We start from the raw sequence: 25385 nt of genomic DNA, 5'->3' as shown, positions 1-25385 counted from the left end.
TTCAGGTTTATGGGCAAGTGGAAGGGGCGACCTGTACTGATTGCAACGGGCCAGGATCGGCTGTCATAGCCAGCCAGCGGTGCGGAAGAGATCGAGTACGCGGTCCAATGTCGGTACGGTAGCGTCCGGGCGATAGTCCGGCAAGCATTGGCGTCCTGTGCCGCGATCGATCCATACACATCGAAAGCCGATATCGCGCGCCGCGGCATGGTCCAGATGCGGACTCGCGCAAATATGCACGACTTCGGCAGGGGTTACGTCCAAGCTGTCGTAGGCGTGCGAGAAGATCTTTCGGGACGGCTTATAGGCACCGGCCTGTTCGGCCGTGATGACGCGGTCGATATGCCCGCCGAGCTGTGCGACGTTGCCCGCAATAATCTGGTCGTCGGTATTCGAGATGATGCACAACTGGAAACCCGCCTGTTTCAGCGAGGATAAAGTGTCCACGACTTCGGGGAAAGGAGGCATGGCCGAGATACTGTTTATCAGCATGTCGGCGTCTTCCGGCCGGTATGCCAAGCCGAGATCCTGCATGGTCAAGCGCAACGCTTCGCGAGAGATATCGGCAAAGTTGCGATGAGGCGGCGTGCGCTCCAGGCGATGCTCGTGCTGGTCGTAGACATGCAGAAATTCAACTGGCGTGGGCAATGGCCGATTTTGCGGATTGGAGGCCAGGATGTGGGTAGCTGCTGCGTGCAGACCTTCATCCCATTGGATGAGCGTGCCATAGCAGTCAAAGGTAAGCCATTGCGGGCGAGGGAGTTGGTTCAGCGGCATTGCGGTGTCCTTATCGAGAGTGAGCCGGCGGGGCTGAACAATCAGCTTAGAACCGGCACAGCAAAGTCGTAAAATTAATAATTGAACTCCACTCAGTTGATAGTCAAATATCAAACCGCCCATGCTTGATCTGGAACTCTTAAAGACGTTGGTGTGCGTTGCCGACGAAGGCAGTTTTACGCGAGCCGCCAGCCGCGTGCATCGCACGCAGTCCACGGTGAGCCAGCAAGTGCGCAAGCTTGAGCAGACCGTGGGCAAGACGCTATTGCTGCGAGATCGCGCGGGCAGCAATGTGGTGGCGACCGAGGACGGCGAGTTGATGTTGGCCTACGCCCGCCGCCTGCTGGCTATTGCGGACGAGGCGGAACTGGCGCTGACGGCTCCGCGCGCAGCCCGTGTATTGCGTTTGGGCATTCCGGAGGACTTCGACGTGGTCCGGTTGACGGTCCTGTTGGCAGGATTCGCGGCCAGCCATCCCGAGGTACGGCTGGAAACGGCCAGCGGCATGAGCGCCGAGTTGCGCGAGCGGTTGAACGCCGGCGATCTGGATGTGGCGTTGATCAAGCGCGAGCCGGGGGACGGCCCGTGTCTTGCTGCCTGGCCGGAGCGCTTGGCCTGGGTGGGTTGCAAAGAGCACTTGAAGGGCGTCGCGTCTGTACCGCTGGTGATGTTTCCTCACGGATGCATCTATCGAAAGCGCATGATCTATGCCTTGGAAAGCGCGGGCCGATCCTGGCATGCCGCGTATCACAGCCATAGCCTGGCTGGGGTGCAGGCGGCGGTGGCTGCAGGACTCGGCGTGAGCCTGTTGCCGGTGTTTGCCACGTTGGCGTCGCACGATGTGCTGGGTGCCGAAGATGGGTACGCGGCGGTACCCCCGACCGAGCTGGCGATCGTCAGCAATCAGCGCGCGCCTGGTGATCTTGAGCGGCAATTGGTGGCGGCGGTGACTCAGGCCGTGGAGGCCGATACGCAGAGTCCGATAGCCGTATGAAGGCAGCCGGCCTTCAGTTCAGGTCGCCATCTACGTAATACCACTGCCCACCCTCGCGAACGAAGCGGCTGACTTCGTGCAGGCGATGCGCGCGCCCCGCCTGGCGGCTGCGCGCGACGAATTCCACGGTGGCATGGTCGACGTCCTGATCGCGCGCATGTTTGATGGACAGCCCAAGCCATTTCAAGTCGGGCGGATTGGGTTCCAGCGTTGCTGGCCGGGTCGTGGGATGCCAACTGGCCAAAAGATAGGGCAACTTGTCGAGCACGAAAGCGCTGTAGCGCGACCGCATGAGCGCTTCGGCGGTGGGCGCCTGCATGGCGAGCGGGCCTTCATGCCAGCGGCCGCAGCAACGGGAATAGGCCGCGCCGCCGCAGGGGCAGGGCGCGATCGAAGATACGGATTTCTTTGTCACGGTGTGCTGGTGGTTGGGATCAGGCGCGAAGGTCGTTGTATTCAGGATGGCGGCGCATGTAGACCTCGGCATACGAGCACACCGGGCGCACTTTCCAACCCTGGGCGCGAGCGGTATCAAGCGCGAATTTGGTCAATTCGGCGGCAATGCCGCGCCCGCCGACCGGGCTGGGGACGCCGGTATGAACAATGATCATCGTGTTGCCTTGCAACTGGTAATCCAGTACGCACAGCACGCCATCGACGGTGGCGGTGAAACGCGATTGTCCGGGGTCTTGGGTGACAACGGTCATTCGAAGGGCTCCTTGGATGTGCCGGGACGTGGTCCGGTGTGCAAGTGGATAGATTAATCCCAGGGGTGTCTGAAGGTCGGCGTCTATCGGCGCAATGCCTTGATCAGCGCGGTGAGCTGGGCGTCGCGCGCTGCCACCAGATCGGCAATGCTGCGTTGGCCCGCCTCGGCGTTGACGCCATCAATCAGTTTGCGCTGCAGGGCCGGCGTGACCTCGGGTGCGCCCAGGTCATCCCACCAGGTTTGCACGGGGCCCAGAAGGTGGTTCATGAAGTTTTCCAGCCCGCCTGCGCCGCCACCCAGATTAAACGTCATATGCGGACCAAACAATGCCCATCGCAGGCCTGGGCCTTGCGAGACGGCGGCGTCGATATCCGCGACGCTGGCGACATTTTCCGCGGCAAGGTGGATGGCTTCACGCCAGACTGCCGCTTGCAGCCGGTTGGCGATATGCCCCGGCACTTCCTTGTTGAGCCGGATGGGATACTTGCCCATGGCTTTATAGAACGCGATGCTCTGCTCGATGACCGCTGCCGAGGTCTTGTCGCCGCCCACCACTTCCACCAGCGGGATCAGATGCGGCGGGTTGAAAGGGTGGCCAATGACAAAGCGCTCGGGATGCCGGCAACGGGCTTGCAGGCGGCTCATGATGAGGCCCGACGAACTGGACGCGACGATGACATGGGCAGGCAGCATCGCATCCATGCGGGCAAAAAGGTCGATCTTGAAGTCTTCGCGTTCGGGCGCGTTTTCCTGCACGAAGTCCACACCGGCCAGCGCCTGGGCCAAGTCCGGTTCAAATCGTAGGGTCTCTGGCGAAGCGCCTTCAGTGACGTGCCCCAATTCAGCCAGCACGGGCCACGCGGCTTGGACGCGGGCCCGTGTTTGCGCTTCGGCATCGCCCGCAGGGTCGCTGACCACCACGTCCATCCCGCGAGCCAGGAACAGCGCCGCCCAACTGGCTCCGATGGTGCCGGCGCCCACGATGGCGATACGGCGGATGGACGGCTGGGGCTCGGCGGTGCGGGACATGCGGCTCTCCTGGTTATTGGGTTTGGCCACATTGTGAAGCAAACGCCGAGCCCATGCCTACCGCGAATCACACATTGCGTGCGTGGCGCAGGTGCTGCCAGACCAACACCACCGCGCCCACGTAGCTGGCCGCGATCACGCCATAGGCCACGGGCAGGCTGGCGTTCCAGTCAGGCAGGGCATGCAGGATGGTGCCCATCAAGGCCACGCCCACCAACGCGCCGGACTGACGGTTCGCGTTCAAGGCAGCCGCCGCGCTATTGGCGTGGTGCTTGCCCGAGACCTGCATGACGACGCTGGTCATCGCGGGCACGGCGATACCCACGCCCAGGTTGCCCAGCGCCACCATGATCGCAAAAGGCCAATAGGCAATGTCGGGCGAGAACGCAATGATGCCGGCAGCGCTCATGGCCGCAGCCAGCGATAACCCTCCCAACAGCGAGGCCGACACGTTCCAGCGCGCGGAAACACGCCCCGAAATCATATTGCCGATCGAGAACACCGCCAGCATCGGAACCAGTTGAATGCCGGTCTGAAGCGCGTCAGTTCCACGTGCGTGCTGCAGGAACAGGCTAAGCAGAAACAGTTGGCCGTACGCGGCAAGATTGATCAGGAACCCCACGCCATTGGCGGCGGCGAAGTGGGCGGTGGTGAACAGGACGCGCGGCAGGATCGGTTCGACATGGCGGCGTTCGCGGCGCACCAGCAGCACGGCAGCCACGGCGCACAGCGCGGTGACGCCGGCTATGCGGCTGGACGCCCAGCCGTAGGCGTTGCCTTGGATCAACACGAAGCACAGCGACGACAGTGCAACCACGCCCAGCAGGTGGCTCAAGGGGTTAAGCGCGCGAGGCCGGCGTGGCGCGTTCTGGATACGCCGGCGGGCAAGCCACAGGCCGGCCAGGCCAAGCGGGATGTTGATGAGGAAAATGCCACGCCAGCCGAATTGATGGATGAGTACGCCGCCGATCAAGGGGCCGGCCGCGCCCGCCACGGCCACGATGGCCGACCAGGCGGCCAGCATCCGGGTGCGCACCTGTTCGTCGTCATAGGCGTGCGTGAGCAAGCTCAAGGAACTGGGCATGAACAACGCAGCACCCAGGCCCTGCAGCATGCGGGCGGCGATCAGTGTGTTGGCGTCTGGCGCCAGGCCGCATAGCAACGAGGCCAGGGTGAACACGGCCAGCCCCGCCAGATAGATGGTCTTCGCACCGTACCGGTCAGCCAGCGCGCCGGCCACCAACAACAAGGCGGCGAAGGTCAGCGTATAGCCGTCCACGATCCAGACCAGATCCGTCAGCGGGACGACAAATTGCAGGGCGATGCTGGGCAGCGCGACATTGACCACCGTGACGTCCAGCATCGCCATGACAAAGCCGATGGCCAGGGTGACGAGCGGCAGCCAGCCCGTAAGGGGCTTGGCGTCAGCGGCGGGAAGCTGGACTGGGGCGGTGGGGACTTCTGGGCTAGGGGCGTGCGGGCAGGCGGAGGTCATGGCGTAACGGTTGCGGCTTTTCGAGGAATGAAGCTTAGGCCCTTTCCTTGCTGCAAAAAATCCGAGAAACTGCTTTATCGTGATGCAAAAATGCATCACGATTCAAGGCTGTCGATGAAAAGGAAGGCCGCTATGGATTGGGACAACGCCAGAATATTCCTGGCCATTTATCGAGTCGGCACGCTGCGCGGCGCGGCGGCCCTGTTGCAGATCGACCAGGCAACGGCGGGCAGGCGCCTGGCTGCGCTGGAAGCGTCGCTCGACGCGCGCTTGTTCTTGCGTACGCCGGGCGGCTACGTTCCCACCGCGGCGGGCGAACTGGCTTTTGCGGCGGCGCAACGCATGGAGCAGGCGGCCGACCAGTTGCAGCGGCAGATGCAGGGCCTGGATCATCGCTTGTCCGGCGTGGTGCGCGTGGCGGCGTCTGAAACCGTGGCCAGCCACTTCATCATGGAGGCCGTGCGGCGGGTGCAAGCCCAGCATCCGGATATTCGTGTGGCGCTGTCGGCATCGATCCAGATCAGCAACCTGACGCGGCGCGAGGCGGATCTGGCGATCCGCAATATCAAGCCCGACAACCCCGAACTGATCCAGCGCCACCTGGCCCGCAAGGAGGTCGGCTTGTATGCGTCGCGTGCATACCTTGCCGCACATGGCGAGCCGCGCCCGGGCACCGCGTTCGCTGGCCATACGCTGGTGACCTATCAGCAGGCGGTGTTGCCGGGGTGGTCCGATACATTCTGCGGCGAACCCACGGGCAACGGCCGTATCGCCATCGAGCTGAATTCCGGGCTGATGATCCTTGAGGCCGTGGTAGCGGGGCTGGGAATCGGCGAATTGCCCACGCATATGGCGCCGGATTATCCAGACCTGGTGCGCATCTGGCCTAGCCGTAGCGAGCCTTACGATTTGTGGCTGGTCATGCATGGTGATCTGAACCGCACCGCGCGCGTGCGAGCGGTGGCGGACGCGATCGTCGAGGTGTTCGAAGGGGACAAATAGCGCACTCCTGCGATGAGTAGCGGCTTGTGGGCGGGCGCGACAGGCGCTAAGGTTTGCTTGGCCCGAAAAATCCACGATCTCAGGAGTGACGCGTGTCTGATCTTTGGCGTTTGTCCGCAGTTGAGCTTGCCTCCCGTATCCGTAAACGTGAAGTGTCCGCCGTCGACGCCGCGCAAAGCGCGCTGGAACGGCTCAACGCCGTGAATCCCGCGCTGAACGCGGTCGTGGATCATCGTCCTGACGAGGTCATGGCGCGGGCAGCCGACGTGGATGCGCAGCTTGCGCGTGGGGAAGATCCCGGCGTCTTGGCTGGCGTACCCGTTACCGTCAAGGTCAACGTCGATCAGGCGGGCCACGCCACCACCAACGGGGTCAAGCTGCAAAAAGACCTGATCGCCGCCACGAACAGCCCTGTGGTCGACAACCTCTTGCGGGCCGGTGCCGTTATTCTGGGCCGCACCAATACCCCGGCGTTTTCCTTGCGCTGGTTCACCGGCAATGCGCTGCATGGCGACACACGCAACCCGCGAAATGCGGCACTGACACCGGGCGGGTCGTCGGGCGGGGCGGCGTCAGCGGTGGCGGCAGGCATCGGCCATCTGGCTCATGGCACCGACATCGCCGGGTCTATCCGCTACCCTGCCTACGCCTGCGGCGTACACGGCTTGCGCCCCTCGCTAGGCCGCGTGCCGGCTTACAACGCAGCCTTGCCTGAACGCTCTATTGGCGGACAACTTACGGCGGTGTCCGGGCCCTTGGGCCGCACCATTGCAGACGTACGCCTGGGGCTTGCCGTCTTGGCCGCCCCAGACCCTCGCGACCCCTGGTGGGTGCCGGCTCAGCTGGTGGGGCCGGATGTGCCGCGGCGTGCCGCGTTGTGCGTGAACCCCGATGGCATGGATACCGAACCCGCGGTCGTCAAGGCATTGCAGGAAGCCGCACGCCGCCTGACCGAAGCCGGATGGACGGTGGATACGCTGGATGCCGTGCCCCCCATGCAAGAGGCGGCCGATCTTCAGATACGGATGTGGATGGCGGACGGCTATGACGCCATGCTGGCGGCGGCGGAAAAAGAGGGTGACCAAGGCGCGTTGGTAGCGTTGCGAGGCCAGCGTGACAAGGCGGCCGATGCCAATCTGAACAGTTTTTCCGCCGTGCTGACGCGCCGGGCAACGTTGACCCGCATGTGGGAAATGTTCTTGGCCGAATACCCCATCCTGTTGCTGCCGGTATCCGCCGAACTTCCGTTTCCGGACAAGCTGGATCTGCAAGGTGACGCTGCTTATGCCCGCGTGTGGCGTGCGCAAATGACACAGATCGGTGTGCCCTTCATGGGCTTGCCCGGCTTGTCGGTGGCGATGGGCCAAGCCATGAGCAGCGTCGGGCAAAGCCCGGTCGGCGTGCAGATCGTGGCAGGCCGTTATCGCGAGGACTTATGCCTGGCTGCCGGCGAAATCATTGAAGCCGGCGGCGACGCCGTCACGATAGCCGAACCGGAATAACGTTGATTCTCCAAGGCTGAATCACCAGGACTGAATCGCCAAGGGCTTTGCCGCGCACACCTGGGCGCGGCAAGGCCCGATGACGTCACGCGAAGGGGTCAACTAGGTGCCAAAACGCACGCGCAGCACGCCGAGATCGCCATAGACCAGCTCGATGTCCTGATGGGCAGGCACGTCAAGGAACCCGGCGTAAGAACCGGTGATGACGTGCTGGCCGGCATACAAGCCCAGCCCTTGCTCCCGCAGGAAGTTGGCCAACCAGTACAGACCGGCCTTGGGCTGTTCGTTGGGATGGAAGCCGGGATGTTGCTCCACTTCGTTTCCGTTGACCAATAAGGTCAGCGTCATGCTGGCCGGGGCGGCGTCGGGCGACGCAATGCGCGGGCCCAGCACCAGGCCGTCGTTGAACATATGGTCGGCAAGCAGCTCGGGAAGGCTTGCGTGTTCCGGCGCCGCATAACGGCAGCCCAGCACTTCAAGCGCCAAGCGGGCGCTGCCCACGGCGGCGTCCACCTCGGCTTCGGTGTAGGGCGTGTCACGGGCGGGCAGGTCGTGGGCAAGCTCGAACGCAATTTCAGGTTCTACGCGCACGACGTTGGTGCGCGTAGCGACCGGGCCCGCGTCAGCGTAGGCCGTGCCTGATGCGTAAATGGGCGCCACCACGGTCTTCTCGGGGGACGGCAACGCGCTCTTCCAGGCCGCGACGCGGTCCTGCCGCATGTCGTGCAGTACTTGCGCGGTGCGCTGCTGAACGGCAAAGGCCTGTCCCAGCGATTGCGGACGGCAGTCAGCGGGCAAGCGTGGGCCCGCCACACCCGCGTCGCGCGCGGCGATCAGGATGCGGGCGGCGTCCTCGCTGCCAGGATAGTCTTCAATGTGGATCTGCATGGGATCAGCGGCCCAGGAACAGCATGACCCACAGGACGATCATCGCAATCAGCCCCAACCAGCACGAACCCCAGAAGCCGACAATGGGCCACTTCAGCGACAGCGGTGTCTGTTTGGGATCAACGTGGCCCAGCAGGTCGTTGGCATTGCCGATCAGCCAGAGTCGCGTGCCCGGAAACATCAGGCGGAAAAAATAGTCCAGCATGATGGCGGCCTGGATCGACAGGGGGTACTGGGCCCAAGGGCGGTGCTGCAAATACGGATGCTTCAGTCGGGCGTTGATCTCCTTGCACTTGAAGAAGAACAGAACGATGCCGCTGAGCGTACAAGTGATGAAGCAAAGCACGAATAGGCTGAAGGCCATGGCCATGACAGGTGAATGCATGGGGGGATCTCAAGATTGCGCGGCGCGCCGCGTTGGGATGAAAAGAAAGCAGAACCAAGAAAGCAGGACTAAGAAATCAAAACTCAGTGCGCTGACCCAGAATTTTATGGCCGTATTGTAGAAGGCTTGGCGATGCCGCGTGTTCAGGGCTGCGTCAGCCGTGGCGCGCGGGGCTGGCCGCGCGCCACTGATGTTCAGCCGCGCACCTGGCCTTCGCCGCTCAACACCCACTTCAGGGTGGTCAAGCCTTCCAGGCCGACGGGGCCGCGCGCGTGCAAGCGGTTGGTGGAGATACCAATTTCGGCGCCCAGCCCGTATTCGAAGCCGTCCGCGAAGCAGGTTGGCAGGTTGACATAGACCGAGCTGGAATCCACTTCGCGCTGGAAGCGTTGTGCCGCCGACAAATCTTCGGTGACGATCGAATCAGTGTGGCCGGAGCCCCAGCGTGCGATGTGCTCAATGGCGTCATCCAGGGTGTCCACGATGCGAACGGCCAGGGTGGGGCCCAGGTATTCCGTGCCCCAGTCTGCTTCGGTTGCCGGCGTAATGTGGGGCAGCAAAGCCAGCGTGCGCGGGCAGCCGCGCAGCTCCACACCGTGCTCGACGAAGGCCGCCGCAAGCGTGGGCAAAATGGAGACGGCCGCGACCGCGTCGACCAGCAACGTTTCCATGGCGCCGCAAATGCCATAGCGGTAGGTCTTGGCGTTGAACGCAATGGAATGCGCTTTGTCCGGGTCGGCCGCCGCGTCGATGTAGACGTGGCAATTGCCATCCAGATGCTTGATCAGGGGCACGCGGGCTTCCTGCGACAGGCGCGCGATCAGGCCCTTGCCGCCCCGGGGCACGATGACGTCGATATGCTCCGTCATGGTGATGAGTTTGCCCACGGCAGCGCGGTCCGCGGTGGCCACGACCTGCACGGCCTCCGGGGGCAAGCCGGCAGCGGCCAGGCCAGTCTGGACCACTCGGCCCAAGGCGATGTTGGAGTGCAGCGCTTCGCTGCCACCGCGCAAGATGGCGGCATTGCCCGACTTCAGGCAGAGCGCGGCCGCGTCGATCGTGACGTTGGGGCGCGATTCGTAAATGATGCCGATGACGCCCAGCGGCACACGCATCTGGGCCACGCGCATGCCGTTGGGGCGCACGGTGGTGGCGGTGATGCTGCCGATGGGGTCGGGTAGCGCCGCGATCTGGCGCAAGCCTTCGGCCATGTGGGCCAGGGTTTTGTCGGACAGCGTCAGGCGGTCAAGCAGCGCCGGTTCCAGGCCATTGGCCCGGGCGGCCGAGACGTCTTTCTCGTTGGCGGCCTTCAGCTCGTCGTGGCTGGCGGCCAAGGCGTCGGCCATTGCCAGCAGCGCCTTGTTTTTTGCGGCGCTATTGGCGCGCATCATGGCGCGCGAGGCGCGCCGGGCGTTTTCGCCCAAGGTCAGCATGGCGTGTTCGATGGAGGACGAGGACATGGCGGCGTCAATCATGGAGTGTTTCGGGGCGGCTTCAAGCGGCGGTGTATCGGCCACCTGAAAGGCTGGAGTCTAAGGTCTAGGTCTATCGCCTGGAGGCCGGTGGATTCAGTGTATCTCCGGCGGCAAGGCCGGAGGCATCGAGACGGCAACGGGAAAACATGGGGACAGCATGGCGAAGGTGGCGGCAGTGCCGCCATCACGGTCGTCCACCCGCCGCGGCCACTCGCAGGGCCAGGCGAGTCATTTCTTCCCAGGGGTCGGACAGCCGGCCGGCGACGGACAGGCCCTTGATCAGGCGGTCGACGTCATGGGCGTGCTGCACCGCGGCGGGCCAGACGCCGGGCTGCACCCTGTTCAGCGCCTGTAGCGCCAGACGCTCGTGCGCACCAAAGATGCGCAGTCGGCGCATCAGGCCACTGGCATCCTGGCCCAGCGCGCGCGCTTCGGCCACGCGCGCAAGCAGGCGGATTTCTTCGCCCACCGCCCACAACACCAGCGGCAGGGCTTCGCCCTCGGCGCGCAGGCCGTCGATCATGCGGATGGTGCGCGCGATGTCGCCGGCCAGCATGGCGTCACGCAGGCCGAAGACGTCGTAGCGCGCCACGTTCAGCACCGCGCGTTCCACGTCTTCCGCCGCCAATTGGCCTTCCGGATACAGCAGGCCCAGCTTCTGGATTTCCTGGTGCGCGGCCAGCAGGTTGCCTTCGACCTTGTCGGCCATCCATTGCAGGGTGGCGCCGTCGGCACGCTGGTTCTGGCGCGCCAGCCGCATGCCGACCCAGGCAGGCAACCGGCCGCGTTCGATGTTGGCAATGTCGACCATCATGCCGGCGCGCGAAAGCGCCTGGACCCAGCGGCTTTCGCGGGTGGCCTTGTCCAACCTAGGCAGCGCGATCAGGATCAGGGTGTCGGCATCGGCCTGCTTTTCGGCTTGCTCGGCCAGCTTGGTCAGCGTGTCGGCGCCGGCCTTGCCGGGCTTGCCGGTGGGAATCTTGATTTCAAGAATGCGGCGGTCGCCGAACAGCGACACGCTCTGGGTGGCGGCAAGGACGCTGCTCCAGTCACTACGGGCGTCCATCACCATGGAAAGCCGTTCGGTATAGCCCGCGTTGCGCGCCGAGGCGCGCAACGTGTCAACAGCTTCCGTCACCAGCAAGGGCTCGTCGCCAGACACCGTATACAGCGGGGCAAGCCGGTTGCCGGGCCGCTGCAGGTGCTCGGCAAGTCGGTCCGCGTCCAAAGACTGTGCCATGGCCTAGCGCAGGATCGCCGGGTCCGTGGTGGACGGCGTTTGCCAAGGCGTGGGCGTTCTCCTTTGCTGCGGCGCGTTCGGGTCGAACAGCGGGATCTCGCCGTTTTCGCCGCGCTCTGCAGCCTCTTCATAGGCGCGATGCACATCGGGCGCGGTCAGGCGGCGCAGCAGACGCGACACCAGGTCGCGCTGCATGGCCTTGTACAGGCTGTCGATCTGGCCTTGCTTGGCCTGCACGACCTGGTCGTCATACGGCATTTCGCGGTAGATGGACAAGGTGGTGTCCGGGATCAGCGCGCGGCCCTGGTTGTCGATCAGGCGGAACGTGTAGTTGATGCCCAGTTCGTATTCCTCGACCCGGCCTTGCGCGTTCAAGGACACTTCACGCAGCGTGCGGGTATCGTTCACTTGCTGCAGGATGGCCTGCGCTTCCTTGGGCGTATCCACCAGGGTGGTATTGGGCGAGGCCGCCCGCAACGCGCGGCGCACGTCGGCGCCGAACTGCGTGTTGTCCGGCATGCCGATGTACATCGTGTCGAACGGCATTGGGGTGACGCCGCGCAGCGCGAAGCCGCAGGCGGAGAGCAGCATGAACAGCGCCAGGCAGGCGCCGCGCAGCAGCCAGGATTGGCGGGGGGAGTGCGAGAGTTGCCCGGCGATGTACATGCTTGACCTCATCAGCCTACGACGTTGACCAGTTTGCCCGGCACCACGATGACGCGCTTGGGCGGACGGCCTTCCAGGAAGCGGGCGACCTCTTCCTGGCTGGCGGCGAGCTTTTCGATGTCTTCCTTGGCGGCGCCGGCGGCCACGCGGATCGAGCCGCGCAGCTTGCCGTTGACCTGGAGCATCAGCTCGATTTCGTCCGCGATCAGCGCGGCTTCGTCCACATGCGGCCACGGCGCGTCCAGCAAGTCACCCAGTTCTTTGGCGTAGCCCAGGTCTTGCCACAGGTGCCAGGTGATGTGCGGCACCACCGGATACAGCACGCGCAGCAGCACGCCCAGCGTTTCGGCATAGGCGGCATCGGCGGCGGCGTCTTCGGTCAGCTTGGCGTCATCGATGGCGTTCAGCATTTTCATGCAGGCGGACACGACGGTGTTGTACTGGATGCGCTGGTAGTCGTAGTCGGCCTGCTTGAGCAGCGTATAGACCTCGCGGCGCAGGTCCTTGACGGCGGCGGTGGCTTGCGACCAGTCGGCGCCATTGGCCAGGCCACGCGCAACCGCGTCGCGGCGAGCGTGGCTGATGGACCACAGGCGGCGCAGGAAGCGGTTGGAGCCTTCGACGCCGGAGTCGGACCATTCAAGGGTCTGCTCGGGCGGGCTGGCGAACATCACGAACAGGCGTGCCGTGTCGGCGCCCAACGTGTCGATCAGCGATTGCGGATCGACGCCGTTGTTCTTGGACTTGGACATCGTGCCCACGCCGCCATAGTTGATGGCCGAGCCGTCCGACTTGAGCTTGGCGCCGGTGATGGCGCCGCGGTCGTCGTAGACGTTTTCGACGTCTTCAGGCCAGAAGTACTCAACGCCGCCCTGGGGCGTCTTGCGCGAATAGATGTGGTTCAGCACCATGCCCTGGCACAGCAGCTTGGTGAAGGGCTCGTCGAAATTGAGCAGGCCCATGTCGCGCATGACCTTGGTCCAGAAACGCGCATACAGCAAGTGCAGGACAGCGTGTTCGATGCCGCCGATGTACTGGTCCATCGGCATCCAGTAATCATTGCGCGCGTCGACCATGGCATTGTCGTTGCCCGGCGAGGTGTAGCGCATGAAGTACCAGGACGAATCCACGAACGTGTCCATGGTGTCCGTTTCGCGGCGGGCGGGCTTGCCGCAATTGGGGCAGGCGCAGGACAGGAAGGCTTCGTTCTTGGCCAGCGGGTTGCCGCTGCCGTCGGGAATCAGGTCGTCGGGCAGGACGACGGGCAGGTCTTTTTCGGGAACCGGGACCGGACCGCAGTCGGCGCAGTGGATGATCGGGATCGGGGTGCCCCAGTAGCGCTGGCGCGAGATGCCCCAGTCGCGCAGGCGCCACGTGGTCTGCTTTTCGCCCAGGCCTTGCGCGCCCAGGTCGGCGGCGATGGCGTCCACGGCTTCCTTGTGCGACAGGCCGTCGTACTTGCCGGAATTGATGGTGCGGCCGGACTGCTTGTCGCCATACCATTCCTGCCAGGCGTCGGTGGAGTATTCCTTGCCGGCCACGTCCACGACCTGCGCGATGGGCAGGTCGTATTTCTTGGCGAAGGCAAAATCGCGTTCGTCATGCGCGGGCACGCCCATGACGGCACCGTCGCCGTAGGTCATCAGCACGTAGTTGCCGACCCAGACCTCGACGTCCGCGCCGGTGATCGGGTGCGTGACGGTCAGGCCCGTGCGCATGCCTTCCTTTTCGCGCGTGGCCATTTCGGCCTCGGTCGTGCCGCCCAACTTGCACTGTTCAATGAAGGCGGACAACTGCGGGTTGTTGCGCGCGGCGTGCGTGGCCAGCGGGTGTTCGGGCGCCACGGCGCAGAACGTCACGCCCATGATGGTGTCGGCGCGGGTGGTGAAGACGTACAGCTTGCCGTCCTGGATCAACTGGCCGTCCTGGCCGGCGATCTTGTGCGGGAAGGCGAAACGCAGACCCTCGGACTTGCCGATCCAGTTTTCCTGCATCAGGCGCACGCGCTCGGGCCAGCCGGGCAGGTCGTTCTGGACGGCGCCCAGCAGTTCGTCGGCGTAGTCGGTGATGCGCAGGTAGTAGCCCGGGATTTCGCGCTTTTCAACCAGCGCGCCCGACCGCCAGCCGCGGCCGTCGATGACTTGTTCGTTGGCCAGCACGGTCTGGTCCACCGGGTCCCAGTTCACCACCTGGGTCTTGCGGTAGGCCACGCCCTTTTCCAGCATTTTCAGGAACAGCCACTGGTTCCACTTGTAATACTGGGGATCGCAGGCGCACATTTCGCGCGACCAGTCGATTGCCAGACCCATCGCCTTCATCTGCTTCTTCATGTAGGCGATGTTGTCGTAGGTCCACTTGGCCGGCGGCACCTTGGACTTGATGGCGGCGTTTTCCGCCGGCATGCCGAAAGCGTCCCAGCCCATGGGCATCAGGACGTTATAGCCACGCATGCGCAACTGGCGCGCCATCATGTCGTTGATGGTGTAGTTGCGCACGTGGCCCATGTGCAGCTTGCCGCTGGGATAGGGCAGCATCGAGCAGGCGTAGAACTTCGGCTTTTCGGAGCCGTCGGCGTTCTTCGCATGTTCATGGACCAGATAGGCGTCGCGGGCCTGCCAGTCTTGTTGGGCGGCCGCTTCGACGGTAGTGGGGAGGTAACGTTCCTGCATGGGCTCGGGCACGGTGGCAAAAAAGGGTGAGCCGCCCCGTCGCGTGGACGCGGGGGCGGCCTGACGCGGTGGCGGTCAAAACCCCTGATTATAGGAGGTGCTAGACGCGACGAGGCGCCGGGGCTGTTTCGGGGATGCGCGCACTTGGCGCCAAGGTGCCATAGGCCAATGTAACCACGCCCAGAACAGCGCCCGCGATGACCACGCCGGGCCAGCCGAAATGGGCGTAAAGCCAGGACGATACCAGTGAACCGGAGGCGCCGCCGAGGAAGTAGCTGGTCATGTAGCCGGCGGTCAGGCGGCTGCGGGCTTCGGGGCGCAGGCGATACAGCGAACTGCTATTGGTGACATGGACGCCCTGGATTGCCAGGTCCTGCACCACGATGCCTGCCAGCAGCGCGAGCATCGACATCTGGCCAAACGCCAACAGGCCCCACGAACCCAGCAACAACAGCAGCCCGACGCGGGTAGCCAGGTTGCCCAGGCCCTGGTCGGCCAGTCGGCCAAACCGGTTGGCGGCATAGGCGCCCGCCGCTCCCGCCAACCCGAACAGGCCGATGGTGGTATTGCTGAACTCGTAAGGGGGGCTGGCTAGCAGGAAGGTCAGCGGCGTCCACAGCATGCTGAACGCGGCGAACAACAGGAAGCCCAGCAGCGATCGGGCGCGAAACAGCGGCTCTTCGACGAACATGCGCAGGATTGAACCCAGCAGGCGGGGGTAGCTCATCGACGTCGGGCTCTGATAGCGGGGCAGCACGCGCCAAAGAACGGCGGACATGATCAGCATCAGGATGGCGGCCACCCAGTAAACCGTGCGCCAACTGCCCAAGTCGGCCAGCGCGCCGGCAACGGTGCGGGCCAGCAAAATACCCAGCAACAGACCGCTCATGACGGTGCCCACGGCCTTGCCTCGCTCATGCGGCGCGGCCAGGGTCGCGGCGAAGGGCACCAGGATCTGGGCGACGACGGACAGCAGGCCCGTCAGCGCGGTGCCCACCAGCAGCACAATGATGTTGTCGGCAAAGGACGAAATCAGCAGCCCGCCCGCGGACAATAGTGTCATCAGCACGATCAGGCCGCGGCGTTCGAACAGGTCGCCCAGTGGCACCAGCAGCATCAGCCCCAGCGCATAGCTGAGTTGAGCGGTGGTGACGATGGCGCCGGCCGCCGCGTTGGACAGCGCGAATTGCTGGCCGATCGTGTGCAACAGAGGTTGCGCGTAGTAGTTGCTGGCGACGGCCAGGCCGGTAGCCACGGACATCAACAGGATGATTGGCGCGGTCAGTACCGGTATCGGGGTGGGGGCGGAAGCGGAAGTCATAAGGGGTAAGGCGAGTCAGGCGGGTAAGAGTCTGGCGGGTAAGTCAGGCGGGTAAGTCAGGCGGCGCAAATAAATCGGCCGAATGGGTGTTGCGTGTCAGGCGCCGATTCCTCCCGGCGTTTCCTGATCATGTTTGAGCAACAGCTTTTTCAACAGCCCGGCCAGTTGCTTGCGTTCCGTGGCGGATAGTGGATCGAGCAGTTCGCCCAGGTCCTTCAAGTAATCCTTCAGCACCAGCTTGATCACCCGCAGGCCTTCCGCGGTGAGCGACACGATGATGCCGCGGCGATCGTCCGGATTGGGGTTGCGCACCAGCAAGCCGGCTTGCTCCAGGCGGTCCAGCCGATTGGTCATGGCGCCCGAGGTCAGCAGCAGGGCGTCAACCAGCTTCTGCGGATTCATGGCGTGCGGCGCGCCGGTGCGGTAAAGCGTGGCCAGCACATCGAATTCGCCCTGGTGCAGGTTGTGGCGGCGAAAGCTGCGATTCACGTTGCGGGTGGCGAAGGCGTTCAAGCGGAACACGCGGGTGATCACCGCCATGGCGGCAAAGTCCTGCGTGGGACATTCCGTGCTCCATTGCGAGATCACCAGATCGACAAGGTCAGACGTAGGCATGGCAGTAATACTTTGATATGAAGTTTCTTAACATTAAGATAAATTCTAACCGCCGATTGGGAACCACGCAAAATGGCCGGCAAAAAAAGAAAGGCCCGCCTCTTTCGAGGCGGGCCTTTCCGGCTTGACCGGATGGTCGCGCGAATTACTGCGCGGCGTCCTTCAGCTTCTTGAGCGGGCGAACCTTCACCTTCACCGAAGCCGGCTTGGCGGGGAACCAGCGCTCAACGCCAGTGAACGGGTCCTTGCCGAAGCGCTTGGCCTTGGCGGGAACCTTCTGCACGGCAACCTTGAACAGGCCGGGCAGCGTGAATTCGCCGACGCCCTTCTTGTCCACGGAACCCAGCACCGAGGTTTCCAGGCTGGCCAGAACGGCCTTGACGGCCTTGGCTTCAACGCCGGATTGCTCAACGATGTAGGCAACCAGTTGGGTCTTGTTCAAGGCAGCCTTGATGGCCTTGGGTGCAGCAGCGACCTTCTTGGCGGCGACGGCCTTCTTTGCTGCGGGCTTCACAGCGGTTTTGGCGGCGGTTGCCTTCTTTGCGGGCGCCTTGACGGCGGTCTTGGTGACTTTCTTGGCAGGAGCTTTTGCTTTCGTGGCCATGGTCAAAATCCGTAGTTGAGGACATGGGGCAGCGCGCGCCGGGTATCGGCAATTAACGCTACGCGCCCGATGATAGCGGAAGACGCGCCGTTCCAGCGGCTTTCCAACGGGATTTAAGCCACTGTTTGTTGTTTTCGACGCAGAAAAGTGCTTGCTGCAAGGGTTCTGCCGGAAATGCCGCGTCAGAAAGCCCTTTTTTTGCGGCGCGGCGCGGCGCTGAACCAATGGCGCCCGCCGTGTTCCAATTGCGTGCGAAAAACCAAATGCATGGATTCAACGTACCCATATGCTGATGAAGAAACTGGCGGCGAGCTTGCTCGTCGCGACCGCATGCCTGTCCAGCGCGATGGCGCAATCGATGCCCGAACCGGTGTTGTCTGCCAAGGCCTGGCTGTTGCTGGACGAGACCAGCGGACAAGTAATCGCGTCGCACGCGGCCACAACCCGGATTGAACCGGCATCGCTGACCAAGATCATGACGGCCTACGTCGTGTTCGAGGCATTGAACAAGAAGGAATTGACGCCGGAGCAAACGGTGCTTATTTCGACGCGGGCCTGGAAAGTGCCCGCGGGCAGCTCGAAGATGTTCCTGGAACCCGGCTCGAAAGTGACGGTGGATGACCTGCTGCGCGGCTTGATGATCCAGTCCGGCAACGATGCGGCCATTGCGTTGGCCGAAGCCGTGTCCGGCAGCGTCGAAGCCTTCGTGGCGCGCATGAACGACACGGCGGCAAGGCTGGGCCTGCACGCCACGCACTTTGCCAGCCCGCATGGCCTGCCCGATCCGGGTACCTATTCCACGGCCAGCGACCTGTCCATCCTGGCGACGCGCTTCATCCGCGATTTCCCGCAGCTGTACAAGACCTACGATTCGGCCAAGCAGTTCACGTTCAACAAGATCACACAGCCCAACCGCAACCGCCTGCTGTGGCTGGACCCCAGCGTGGACGGCCTGAAGACGGGGCATACCGATTCCGCCGGCTATTGCATCATCGCCAGCGCGCGCCGTCCCAATGGCGCCGATCAGCGGCGCTTGATCACGGTGGTGGTGGGCACGGCGTCCGACAAGCTGCGCACGCAGGAAAGCCGGCAGTTGCTGGAGTGGGGTTTCCAGGGTTTCAATACCATCAAGCTGTACGCGCGTGGCCAGGCGGTGGCGTCGCCCGAAGTCTGGAAAGGCGCAAGCGACAGCTTGAAGGCGGGCTTCGCGCGGGATGCCTATGTGACCGTGCCGGCTGGCGCCAAGGTCGAACCCGTGTGGACACCGCAGCAGCCGCTGGTGGCGCCCATCGCGGCCCAGCAAACGGTGGGGGCCTTGCGCGTAATGGTGGATGGCAAGCCGGCGATGCAGTTTCCGGTGGTGGCGCTGGAACCCGTGGCCGAGGCGGGATTCGCGGGGCGCGCCTGGGACTCGGTCCGATTGTGGTGGCGTGGCCATTCTGGTTAAGGGGCGCGCTTGGTATCGGGTGCGCTTGTGATGGGGCGCGCCTGTCATGCGGGCGTGCTTGCGCGGAGATAGGCGATGGTGGTGAGCTTTCCTGGTGGTCCGGCGCCTGCGCCGAGCGCGGATGACCCGCTGGCGCTGCTGTCGGCTTGCCACGGACGTATCGCGCGCCAGTGCGCCACGCTGACGCGACTGGCCGCGCATCTTTGCCTGCACGGCAGCGACGATGCCGCGCAAACGGCCGCCGCCAGCGTGTCGCGTTATTTCGATACCGCCGCCGCGCACCATCACGAGGATGAAGAACAAGACCTGTTTCCCGCCTTGATTGAATCCATGGCGGGCTCGGATGCCTGCTGTCTGCACGCGCTGGTGCAAGGGCTGATGGACGATCATCGCCGCTTGGAACGCTTGTGGGCGCCGTTGCGCATGGCGCTGGCCGAGGTGGCTGCCGGCAGGCCGGCGGTCTTGCCCGCCGAACAGGTCCAGCAATTCACGCAGGCCTATGCCGCCCACATCCAGCGCGAAGAAGACGAGCTCTTGCCGATGGCGGCGCGCCTGGTGCCCGATGAGGCGCTGATCGCCATGGGGAGCGCCATGCGCGCGCGGCGCGGCGGCGGGGCGCCCTGAGCCGTCCCCACCCCGCTTGCGTTGCGCGTGACACCGCGAGGGATTACGCTAGACGGCTTTCCACACATCAAGCCGACGACGACACGGCGCGGGCAACAAGATGGAGCAGGCGACAAGATGACGCAAGGGGCAAGCAAACTGGCGACCCGCCTATTCGGTTCATGGGTGGAAGACGTCAGCCGCGTGACCCTGCGTGCTGATTTGTCCGCGGGCCTGTTAGGGGCTTTGCTGGTGTTGCCGCAGGGCGTGGCCTTTGCCACGCTGGCCGGGCTGCCCGCCGAATACGGCCTGTATTCCGCGATCATTCCCTGTATTGTCGCGGCGCTGTTCGGGTCCAGCCGCCATGTGATGTCGGGTCCGACCAATGCGAATTCACTGGCCTTGTTCGCGGTGCTGACACCGCTGGCCGTTGCCGGCAGCCCTGGCTACATCGAACTGGCGCTGGCGGTCACCGTGCTGGTCGGACTCATGCAGTGGCTGGTGGGCGCGCTGCGCCTGGGGTCGCTGGCGCACTTCATTTCGCCATCTGCCCTGTTCGGCTTTACCAGCGGCGCCGCTATCCTGATCGCGGTGCATGCCTTGAAGGACGGGCTGGGCGTGCCGTCGCCGGACTCGCACGGCGCCGGCGCGTTGCTGGTCAGCGTGGGCACGCATCTGGACCAGATACATCCGGGCGCGGTGATGGTGACGCTTGTTACCCTGGGCGTGGCCTTGCTTGCGCGCCGGTTGGATAAGCGCAAACCCTACATGCTGTTTGGTCTGGTGGCCGGTGCGCTGGCGGCCGTCGCATTCAATGCATGGGTCGCCTCGCACGGCGGGGAGCCAGTGTCGGTGGTGGGCGCCATCGCGCAGCCGTGGCCGCCGTTCCATGTGCCCAGCGTGGATTGGCGCGCCTTGCCCGATTTGCTCAGCCTGGCGTTCGCGCTGACCATCGTGGCCTTGGCGCAATCCATTTCCATCGCCAAGGCGGTGGCCACCCGGTCGGGCCAGCGCATCGACGCCAACCGGGAATTCGTGGGGCAGGGGCTGTCGAACATCGTGGGCGGCTTCTTTTCCTGCTACTTGTCTTGCGGGTCGTTGAATCGGTCGATTCCCAATTTCGAAGCGGGTGCCAGGACGCCGCTGGCGGCGGTTTTTTCCGCCGTGCTGCTGGTGGTGCTGGTGGCCTTGTCGGCCCCTTTGCTGGCCATGATTCCGAATGCCGCCATTTCCGGGCTGCTGTTGTTGGTGGCATGGACGTTGCTGGATATTCCGCGCTGGCGGCAATTGATTCGCATGCAGCGCGGCGAATGCGCGATTGCCGCTGCCACGCTGGCCGCCACTGTCACCATCCGCATGGAAGTGGCGATTCTGCTGGGCACTGTGCTGTCGCTGATGGCGTATCTGCATCGCACATCACGCCCGGCGATGCGCACGATGGGCTTTGATTCGCGCGCACCGGACCGGCGTTTCGTGGTGCTTGAGCACCAGCCCGACGCCTTGCCTGAATGCCCGCAACTGAAGCTGTTGCGCATGGAAGGGTCTATCTACTTCGGCGCGGCGGCCCATGTGGCGCAGCGCCTGCATGAGCTGCGCGCCGTGCCGAACGCGCCCCGCCACCTGCTGGTAATGGCCAAGAGCATGAACTTCATTGACCTTGCCGGTGCTCAGGTCTGGGAAGACGAACTGGCCGCGCGGCGCGCGATGGGGGGCGACCTGTATTTCCACCGTCCCCGGCCTGAAGTGCTGGACATGTGGCGGCGTACGGGCTTTCTGGATCGGCTGGGCGCCGACCATATCTACCCCGATAAGGCAACGGCGCTGCGCTCGATCTACGCCCGGCTGGACCCTGACATCTGCGCCGGCTGCCAGGCCAGGATCTTCTGGGAATGCCCGCCGCCCAATCCCCAGAACCAGGTTGATCTGCACGGCTCAGGCCGGACGGGGCAAAGCGCGGCTTGAAGCCGCATTGCCGCGCGGGGCTTCAGGGCGCCTCGGTGCCCAGGTAGGCCGCGCGCACCCGTTCGTCCGCCGCGATGATGGCGGGGGCGCCTTCGGCCAGCAGCGCGCCGCGCACCAGTACCGCGATGTGGTCGGCGTGCTTGAACACCACGTCCAGGCTGTGTTCCGTGAACAGCACGGCAATGCGCTGAGTGTCGGCCAGTTGACGCGTCAGCCGCATCAGCGCGTGCCGTTCGTTGGTGGCCATGCCGGCCGTGGGCTCGTCCATCAACAGCAGGCGCGGCTGGTGCGCCAACGCCATGGCAAGCTCAACCCGCTTGACATCGCCATAAGCCAATGTGCCACAGGGCGACTCGGCCTTGTCCGCCATGTGCACTTGCGACAACAAGGCCATGGCTTCGTCGGCCGCATGCCGGTCGGCGCGGCGCCAGGGGCGAAACAGCAGGCGGTCGCGCGCCAGTAGTGCGGTCTGCACGTTTTCGCGCACCGTCATCGACCGGAACGTGGCGGCGGTCTGAAAGGTGCGGCCCACACCCAGCCGGCAGATCTTGCCGGCCGACAGGCCCACCAGTTCGCGCCCATCCAGCCGCACGGAGCCGGCATCCGGCCGTAGTTGGCCGCCCAGCACGTTGAAGCAGGTGGATTTACCCGCGCCGTTCGGGCCGATCAAGGCCAGCATCCGCCCCGCCTCAAGCGTGAAGGACACGCCGGCCAGCGCGTCGATCCCGCCAAAGGATTTGCGCAAGCCTTCCACTTGCAGCAGGGCGCCGGTAGTCGTCATGCGCGCCTCCCGCGGAGCCGCGCGGCGGCGCCCGCCAAGCCGTCCGGAAAGACCATGACCAGCGCCAGGATGGCCAGGCCCAGCACGGCGTGCCAGTACTCGGTGCTGCGCGCGGCGGCGTCTTGCAGCCAGGTGTAGGCGGCCGCGCCCACCAGCGGCCCCGCCAGCGTCTGTAAACCACCCAGCAAGACCATCACCAGCCCGTCCACCGAGCGGCTTACCGCCATCACGTCGGGGGCGATGCTGCCTTTGGAAAACGCATAGAGCGAACCGGCCATGCCCGCGGCGAAGGAGGCCGCGACAAAGCCCGCCCACTGCACGCGCCGCGTGTCCATGCCCAGCGCCTCGGCGCGCAAGGGCGAATCGCGTACGCCGCGCAACGCATAACCCAGCGGGGAAAACGCCAGGCGGCGCAGCCAGAGGATGCCGGCCGCGCACACGGCCAGCGTCAGGTAGTAGAACCAGGGGCCTTGCGTCAGCCACGGCGAGGGCCACAGCCCGATCAGGCCATTGCTGCCGCCCGTGACGTCATCCCATTGGTAAGCAAGCGCCCAGAGAATTTGCGCAACGGCCAGCGTCAGCATGGCCAGGTACACGCCGGACAGGCGCACGCAGAACCAGCCGAACAGCAGCGCGCCGATTGCGGCGGCAAAGGGGCCTAGCAACAGGGCGGCTTCCATGGGAACTGCCACCAGCTTGAGCAGCAGCGCCGCGCCGTATGCGCCCAGGCCAAACCACGCGGCGTGGCCAAAAGAGGTCATGCCCGCCAAACCCGTCAGAAAGTGCAGGCTGGCCGCGAACAGGGCGGCAATGAGTATCTCGGTCATCAAGATGCCCAGATACGGCCACTGCAACGTTGCAACGGGCACCAGCGCCAGCAGAAGCAGCAGCAGGCCATAGGCCAGCCGCAGGCGACGGCCGGCGGGCGCGATGGGGCGTTCAGGTGCGCTGACGTGGGAGCTTGGGGCCGGCGGCTTGCCCAGCAAGCCCCAGGGGCGCACCACCAACACGATCGCCATCACGGCAAACTCGGCCAGCAGGGTCAGTTTCGACAGGTTGAACACCCAGGGGCCAATATGCACTTGCCCCAGGAAGACGAACACGGCTTTGACGCAGCAGATCAGCAGCGCCGCCAGGAAGGCGCCGGGGATGGACCCCAGGCCGCCCACCACCACCACCACAAACGCGCTGGCGATGATTTCCAGGTCCAGCCCCAAGGTTGCGGGGACACGGGGGGCGGCTAGCGCGCCGCCCAGCCCGGCCAGGAAGGCACCCAAGGTAAAAGCGGAGGTGAACAGCCAGGCCTGGTTCACGCCCAGCGCGGCCAGCATGCTGCGGTTTTCCGCGGCGGCGCGCAGCAGGCGGCCCCAGCGCGTGCGCATCAAGAGCAGCCACAACAGGCCCAACACGATGGGCCCGGCGGCGATCAGCAGCAGGTCGTACTGCGGAAAGCGGCGGCCCAGGATCTGGACCGCGCCGGACAGGCCGGGCGCGCGCGCGGCGAATAAATCCTCGGGTCCCCAGATGGCCAGCGCCGCGTCGCCGATGATCAGCACGAGCGCAAAGGTGGCCAGCAATTGGAACAGCTCGGGCGCCCGGTACAGGCGCTTGAGCACCAGCCATTCGGCCGCGGCGCCGATCAGGCCGGTCACCAGCGCGGCCAGCAACAGGCCCGCCCAGTACGCGGGGCCATCGCCGAACCAGGTGGTAAACGTCCAGGCCAGGTAGACGCCCAGCATGTAGAACGAGCCGTGGGCGAAATTCACCACGCGGGTCACGCCGAATATCAGCGACAGGCCCGCGGACACCAGGAACAAGGCGCTGGCGTCCGCCAGGCCGTTAAGCAGCTGCGACAGCAGCCCCGACAGGCTCATCAGTGCGCGGGACGCATCTTGCGCACTTGCTCATCGGGCGGCTGCAGGCGGGCGCCGTCGATATAAGCGAAGTCTTTCATGATGCCCTTGCCGTCTTCCAGGGCCGTTACGCCCACGTACACGCCCATCGTCGATTGATGGTCGATCTTGCGGTATTGGATCGGGCCGTAGGGCGTGTCCACCTTCAGGCCGGCAAAGGCGTCCACCAGCTTCTCGGTGTCCACGGCGCCTGCGGCCTTCAGGCCCTGCGCGATGGACATCAACGATGCATAGCCCACCACCGATCCCACTTTGGGCGTTTCGTTGTAGCGCTTCTTGTAGGCCTCGACGAAGGTAGTGTTGGCGGGCGTGTCGATGGCATACCAGGGGTAGCCGGTCACGATCCAGCCGGTAGGGGTGTCGGCGCCGAGCGGTTCCAGGTATTCCGGTTCGCCCGACAGCACGGACACGACGGGCATGTTCTCGAACAGGCCACGGGTATTGCCTTCGCGGACAAATCGGGTCAGGTCGGCGGCGAACAGCACGTTGAAAATGGCGTCGGGCTTGGCGTCGGCCAAGGCCTGCACCACCGCGCCGGCGTCCACCTTGCCCAGCGGCACGGCCTGCTCGGCCACGAATTCCACATCGGACTGGAATGACTTCATCATGGCCTTGAAGGTGGCCACGGCGGATTGCCCATATTCGTAATTGGGGTAGACGATGGCCCAGCGCTTCTTGCGCAAGGCCAGCGCCTTGGGTGCCAATGCCGCCACGTGCATCCAGGTGGAGGGGCGCAGGCGGTAGGTGTACCGGTTGCCCTCTTGCCAGGTGATCTTGTCGGTGAGCGGCTCGGCGGCCAGGAAGAACACTTTTTGCTGCTTGGCGAAGTCGGTCAGCGCCAGGCCGGTGTTGGAGAGGAAACCGCCGAACAGCAGTTCCACTTTTTCGCGGGCAATCAGCTCTTGCGCGGCGCGCACCGAATCGCCCGGGTTGCCGTTGTCGTCGCGCGAAATGACTTCCAGCTTCCTGCCCAGCACGCCGCCTTCGGCATTGACCTGTTCCACCGCCAACTGCCAGCCCTTCTTATAGGGGCCCAGGAAGGCGGGAATGGCCTTGTAGCTGTTGATTTCGCCAATGCGTATCGGCGGTTGCTTGTCCTTGGCGACGGCAACGCCGACGGGCGTCAGCGCCAGGGCCAGGAGTGCGGGCGCAAGTGCGCGGCGCAGCAAAGTAAGGCAGGAGGGGAGCATGGCGGTATCGCAGGCGTAGGGGTTTCAAGCGGGGCCAGGCGCGCGGCGCAGCCGGTAGCGGCCAATTGAAACATGCTCTTTTATGATCCTGCAATGAAAAAGGCCCTGCGTTGCGGCA

General features: G+C 64.6%; 23 protein-coding genes. 6 read left to right on the top strand and 17 right to left on the bottom strand.

Annotated features, from left to right (window positions below):
- Positions 1 to 63: 63 nt before the first annotated feature.
- Positions 64 to 777: a haloacid dehalogenase type II gene (locus P8T11_RS12005; protein WP_268081733.1), complete on the bottom strand. Its 714-nt coding sequence runs from the start codon at positions 775 to 777 to the stop codon at positions 64 to 66.
- A 121-nt stretch (positions 778 to 898) separates the two neighbouring features.
- Here P8T11_RS12005 and P8T11_RS12000 point away from each other — a divergent pair, with 121 nt between their 5' ends.
- Positions 899 to 1771 carry a LysR substrate-binding domain-containing protein gene (locus P8T11_RS12000; protein WP_268081734.1) on the top strand — a complete coding sequence of 291 codons (873 nt, stop codon included), beginning with the start codon at positions 899 to 901 and terminating at the stop codon, positions 1769 to 1771.
- A gap of 13 nt (positions 1772 to 1784) precedes the next feature.
- On the opposite strand, the gene P8T11_RS11995 is transcribed toward P8T11_RS12000, so the two are convergent.
- The 4 genes from P8T11_RS11995 to P8T11_RS11980 form a co-directional block, all read right to left on the bottom strand.
- Positions 1785 to 2186, bottom strand: a complete 402-nt coding sequence (locus P8T11_RS11995) for a YchJ family protein (RefSeq protein WP_268081735.1) — start codon at positions 2184 to 2186, stop codon at positions 1785 to 1787.
- A 19-nt stretch (positions 2187 to 2205) separates the two neighbouring features.
- A complete protein-coding gene (locus tag P8T11_RS11990; RefSeq protein ID WP_268081736.1) occupies positions 2206 to 2478 on the bottom strand; it encodes a GNAT family N-acetyltransferase in 273 nt (90 codons plus the stop codon).
- An 83-nt stretch (positions 2479 to 2561) separates the two neighbouring features.
- A complete protein-coding gene (locus P8T11_RS11985) occupies positions 2562 to 3509 on the bottom strand; it encodes a 3-hydroxyacyl-CoA dehydrogenase NAD-binding domain-containing protein (protein ID WP_268081737.1) in 948 nt (315 codons plus the stop codon).
- A gap of 67 nt (positions 3510 to 3576) precedes the next feature.
- Positions 3577 to 5004 carry an MFS transporter gene (locus P8T11_RS11980; RefSeq protein ID WP_268081738.1) on the bottom strand — a complete coding sequence of 476 codons (1428 nt, stop codon included), beginning with the start codon at positions 5002 to 5004 and terminating at the stop codon, positions 3577 to 3579.
- 132 nt (positions 5005 to 5136) lie between these two features.
- Here P8T11_RS11980 and P8T11_RS11975 point away from each other — a divergent pair, with 132 nt between their 5' ends.
- Together P8T11_RS11975 and P8T11_RS11970 are read left to right on the top strand one after the other, a co-directional pair.
- Positions 5137 to 6006 (top strand): LysR family transcriptional regulator, encoded by an 870-nt coding sequence (locus tag P8T11_RS11975; RefSeq protein ID WP_268081739.1) that lies wholly within the window; start codon positions 5137 to 5139, stop codon positions 6004 to 6006.
- Positions 6007 to 6098: 92 nt separating this feature from the next.
- Complete coding sequence (locus P8T11_RS11970) at positions 6099 to 7508, top strand: amidase family protein (RefSeq protein ID WP_268081740.1); 1410 nt, start codon at positions 6099 to 6101, stop codon at positions 7506 to 7508.
- A gap of 102 nt (positions 7509 to 7610) precedes the next feature.
- On the opposite strand, the gene P8T11_RS11965 is transcribed toward P8T11_RS11970, so the two are convergent.
- From P8T11_RS11965 to P8T11_RS11925, 9 genes are all read right to left on the bottom strand, one after another.
- A complete protein-coding gene (locus P8T11_RS11965) occupies positions 7611 to 8396 on the bottom strand; it encodes a 2-keto-4-pentenoate hydratase (RefSeq protein ID WP_268081741.1) in 786 nt (261 codons plus the stop codon).
- A gap of 4 nt (positions 8397 to 8400) precedes the next feature.
- Positions 8401 to 8781: a hypothetical protein gene (locus tag P8T11_RS11960; RefSeq protein ID WP_268081742.1), complete on the bottom strand. Its 381-nt coding sequence runs from the start codon at positions 8779 to 8781 to the stop codon at positions 8401 to 8403.
- A gap of 194 nt (positions 8782 to 8975) precedes the next feature.
- Positions 8976 to 10256, bottom strand: coding sequence for a glutamate-5-semialdehyde dehydrogenase (locus P8T11_RS11955; RefSeq protein WP_268081743.1), 1281 nt, complete (start codon positions 10254 to 10256; stop codon positions 8976 to 8978).
- 184 nt (positions 10257 to 10440) lie between these two features.
- Positions 10441 to 11496: a DNA polymerase III subunit delta gene (holA, locus tag P8T11_RS11950; protein ID WP_268081744.1), complete on the bottom strand. Its 1056-nt coding sequence runs from the start codon at positions 11494 to 11496 to the stop codon at positions 10441 to 10443.
- A gap of 3 nt (positions 11497 to 11499) precedes the next feature.
- The gene (lptE, locus tag P8T11_RS11945) at positions 11500 to 12162 is read right to left on the bottom strand and encodes an LPS assembly lipoprotein LptE (RefSeq protein WP_268081745.1); all 663 of its coding nucleotides are present in this window, start codon (positions 12160 to 12162) and stop codon (positions 11500 to 11502) included.
- A gap of 11 nt (positions 12163 to 12173) precedes the next feature.
- Complete coding sequence (gene leuS, locus P8T11_RS11940; protein ID WP_268081746.1) at positions 12174 to 14831, bottom strand: leucine--tRNA ligase; 2658 nt, start codon at positions 14829 to 14831, stop codon at positions 12174 to 12176.
- Positions 14832 to 14931: 100 nt separating this feature from the next.
- Positions 14932 to 16152 (bottom strand): MFS transporter, encoded by a 1221-nt coding sequence (locus P8T11_RS11935; RefSeq protein ID WP_268081747.1) that lies wholly within the window; start codon positions 16150 to 16152, stop codon positions 14932 to 14934.
- Between the two features lie 96 nt (positions 16153 to 16248).
- Positions 16249 to 16767, bottom strand: coding sequence for a MarR family winged helix-turn-helix transcriptional regulator (locus P8T11_RS11930; RefSeq protein WP_268081748.1), 519 nt, complete (start codon positions 16765 to 16767; stop codon positions 16249 to 16251).
- Between the two features lie 145 nt (positions 16768 to 16912).
- A complete protein-coding gene (locus P8T11_RS11925) occupies positions 16913 to 17371 on the bottom strand; it encodes an HU family DNA-binding protein (RefSeq protein ID WP_268081749.1) in 459 nt (152 codons plus the stop codon).
- A gap of 286 nt (positions 17372 to 17657) precedes the next feature.
- On the opposite strand from P8T11_RS11925, the gene P8T11_RS11920 reads away from it, so the two are divergent.
- The 3 genes from P8T11_RS11920 to P8T11_RS11910 all read left to right on the top strand — a co-directional run bounded on the left by P8T11_RS11920 (position 17658) and on the right by P8T11_RS11910 (position 21383).
- Positions 17658 to 18818 (top strand): D-alanyl-D-alanine carboxypeptidase family protein, encoded by a 1161-nt coding sequence (locus tag P8T11_RS11920; protein WP_268081750.1) that lies wholly within the window; start codon positions 17658 to 17660, stop codon positions 18816 to 18818.
- Between the two features lie 75 nt (positions 18819 to 18893).
- Positions 18894 to 19442 (top strand): hemerythrin domain-containing protein, encoded by a 549-nt coding sequence (locus P8T11_RS11915; protein ID WP_268081751.1) that lies wholly within the window; start codon positions 18894 to 18896, stop codon positions 19440 to 19442.
- A gap of 117 nt (positions 19443 to 19559) precedes the next feature.
- On the top strand, positions 19560 to 21383 hold the full coding sequence (locus tag P8T11_RS11910; RefSeq protein WP_268081752.1) for a SulP family inorganic anion transporter: 1824 nt from the start codon (positions 19560 to 19562) through the stop codon (positions 21381 to 21383).
- A gap of 22 nt (positions 21384 to 21405) precedes the next feature.
- Here P8T11_RS11910 and P8T11_RS11905 read toward each other — a convergent pair whose 3' ends face one another.
- The 3 genes from P8T11_RS11905 to P8T11_RS11895 are packed head-to-tail and all read right to left on the bottom strand — an operon-like array spanning position 21406 to position 25267.
- On the bottom strand, positions 21406 to 22164 hold the full coding sequence (locus tag P8T11_RS11905; RefSeq protein WP_268081753.1) for an ABC transporter ATP-binding protein: 759 nt from the start codon (positions 22162 to 22164) through the stop codon (positions 21406 to 21408).
- A complete protein-coding gene (locus P8T11_RS11900; RefSeq protein ID WP_268081754.1) occupies positions 22161 to 24038 on the bottom strand; it encodes an ABC transporter permease in 1878 nt (625 codons plus the stop codon). The genes P8T11_RS11905 and P8T11_RS11900 overlap by 4 nt, the downstream gene beginning before the upstream one ends.
- A complete protein-coding gene (locus tag P8T11_RS11895) occupies positions 24038 to 25267 on the bottom strand; it encodes an ABC transporter substrate-binding protein (RefSeq protein WP_268081755.1) in 1230 nt (409 codons plus the stop codon). Before P8T11_RS11895 ends, P8T11_RS11900 begins: the two co-directional genes overlap by 1 nt.
- Positions 25268 to 25385 lie beyond the last annotated feature (118 nt).

This window comes from Achromobacter spanius (assembly GCF_029637605.1).
Classification (GTDB): Bacteria; Pseudomonadota; Gammaproteobacteria; order Burkholderiales; family Burkholderiaceae_B; genus Achromobacter; species Achromobacter spanius_E.
Note: the sequence above shows the minus strand (reverse complement) of the source record. Positions and strands in the feature narration are given on the sequence as shown.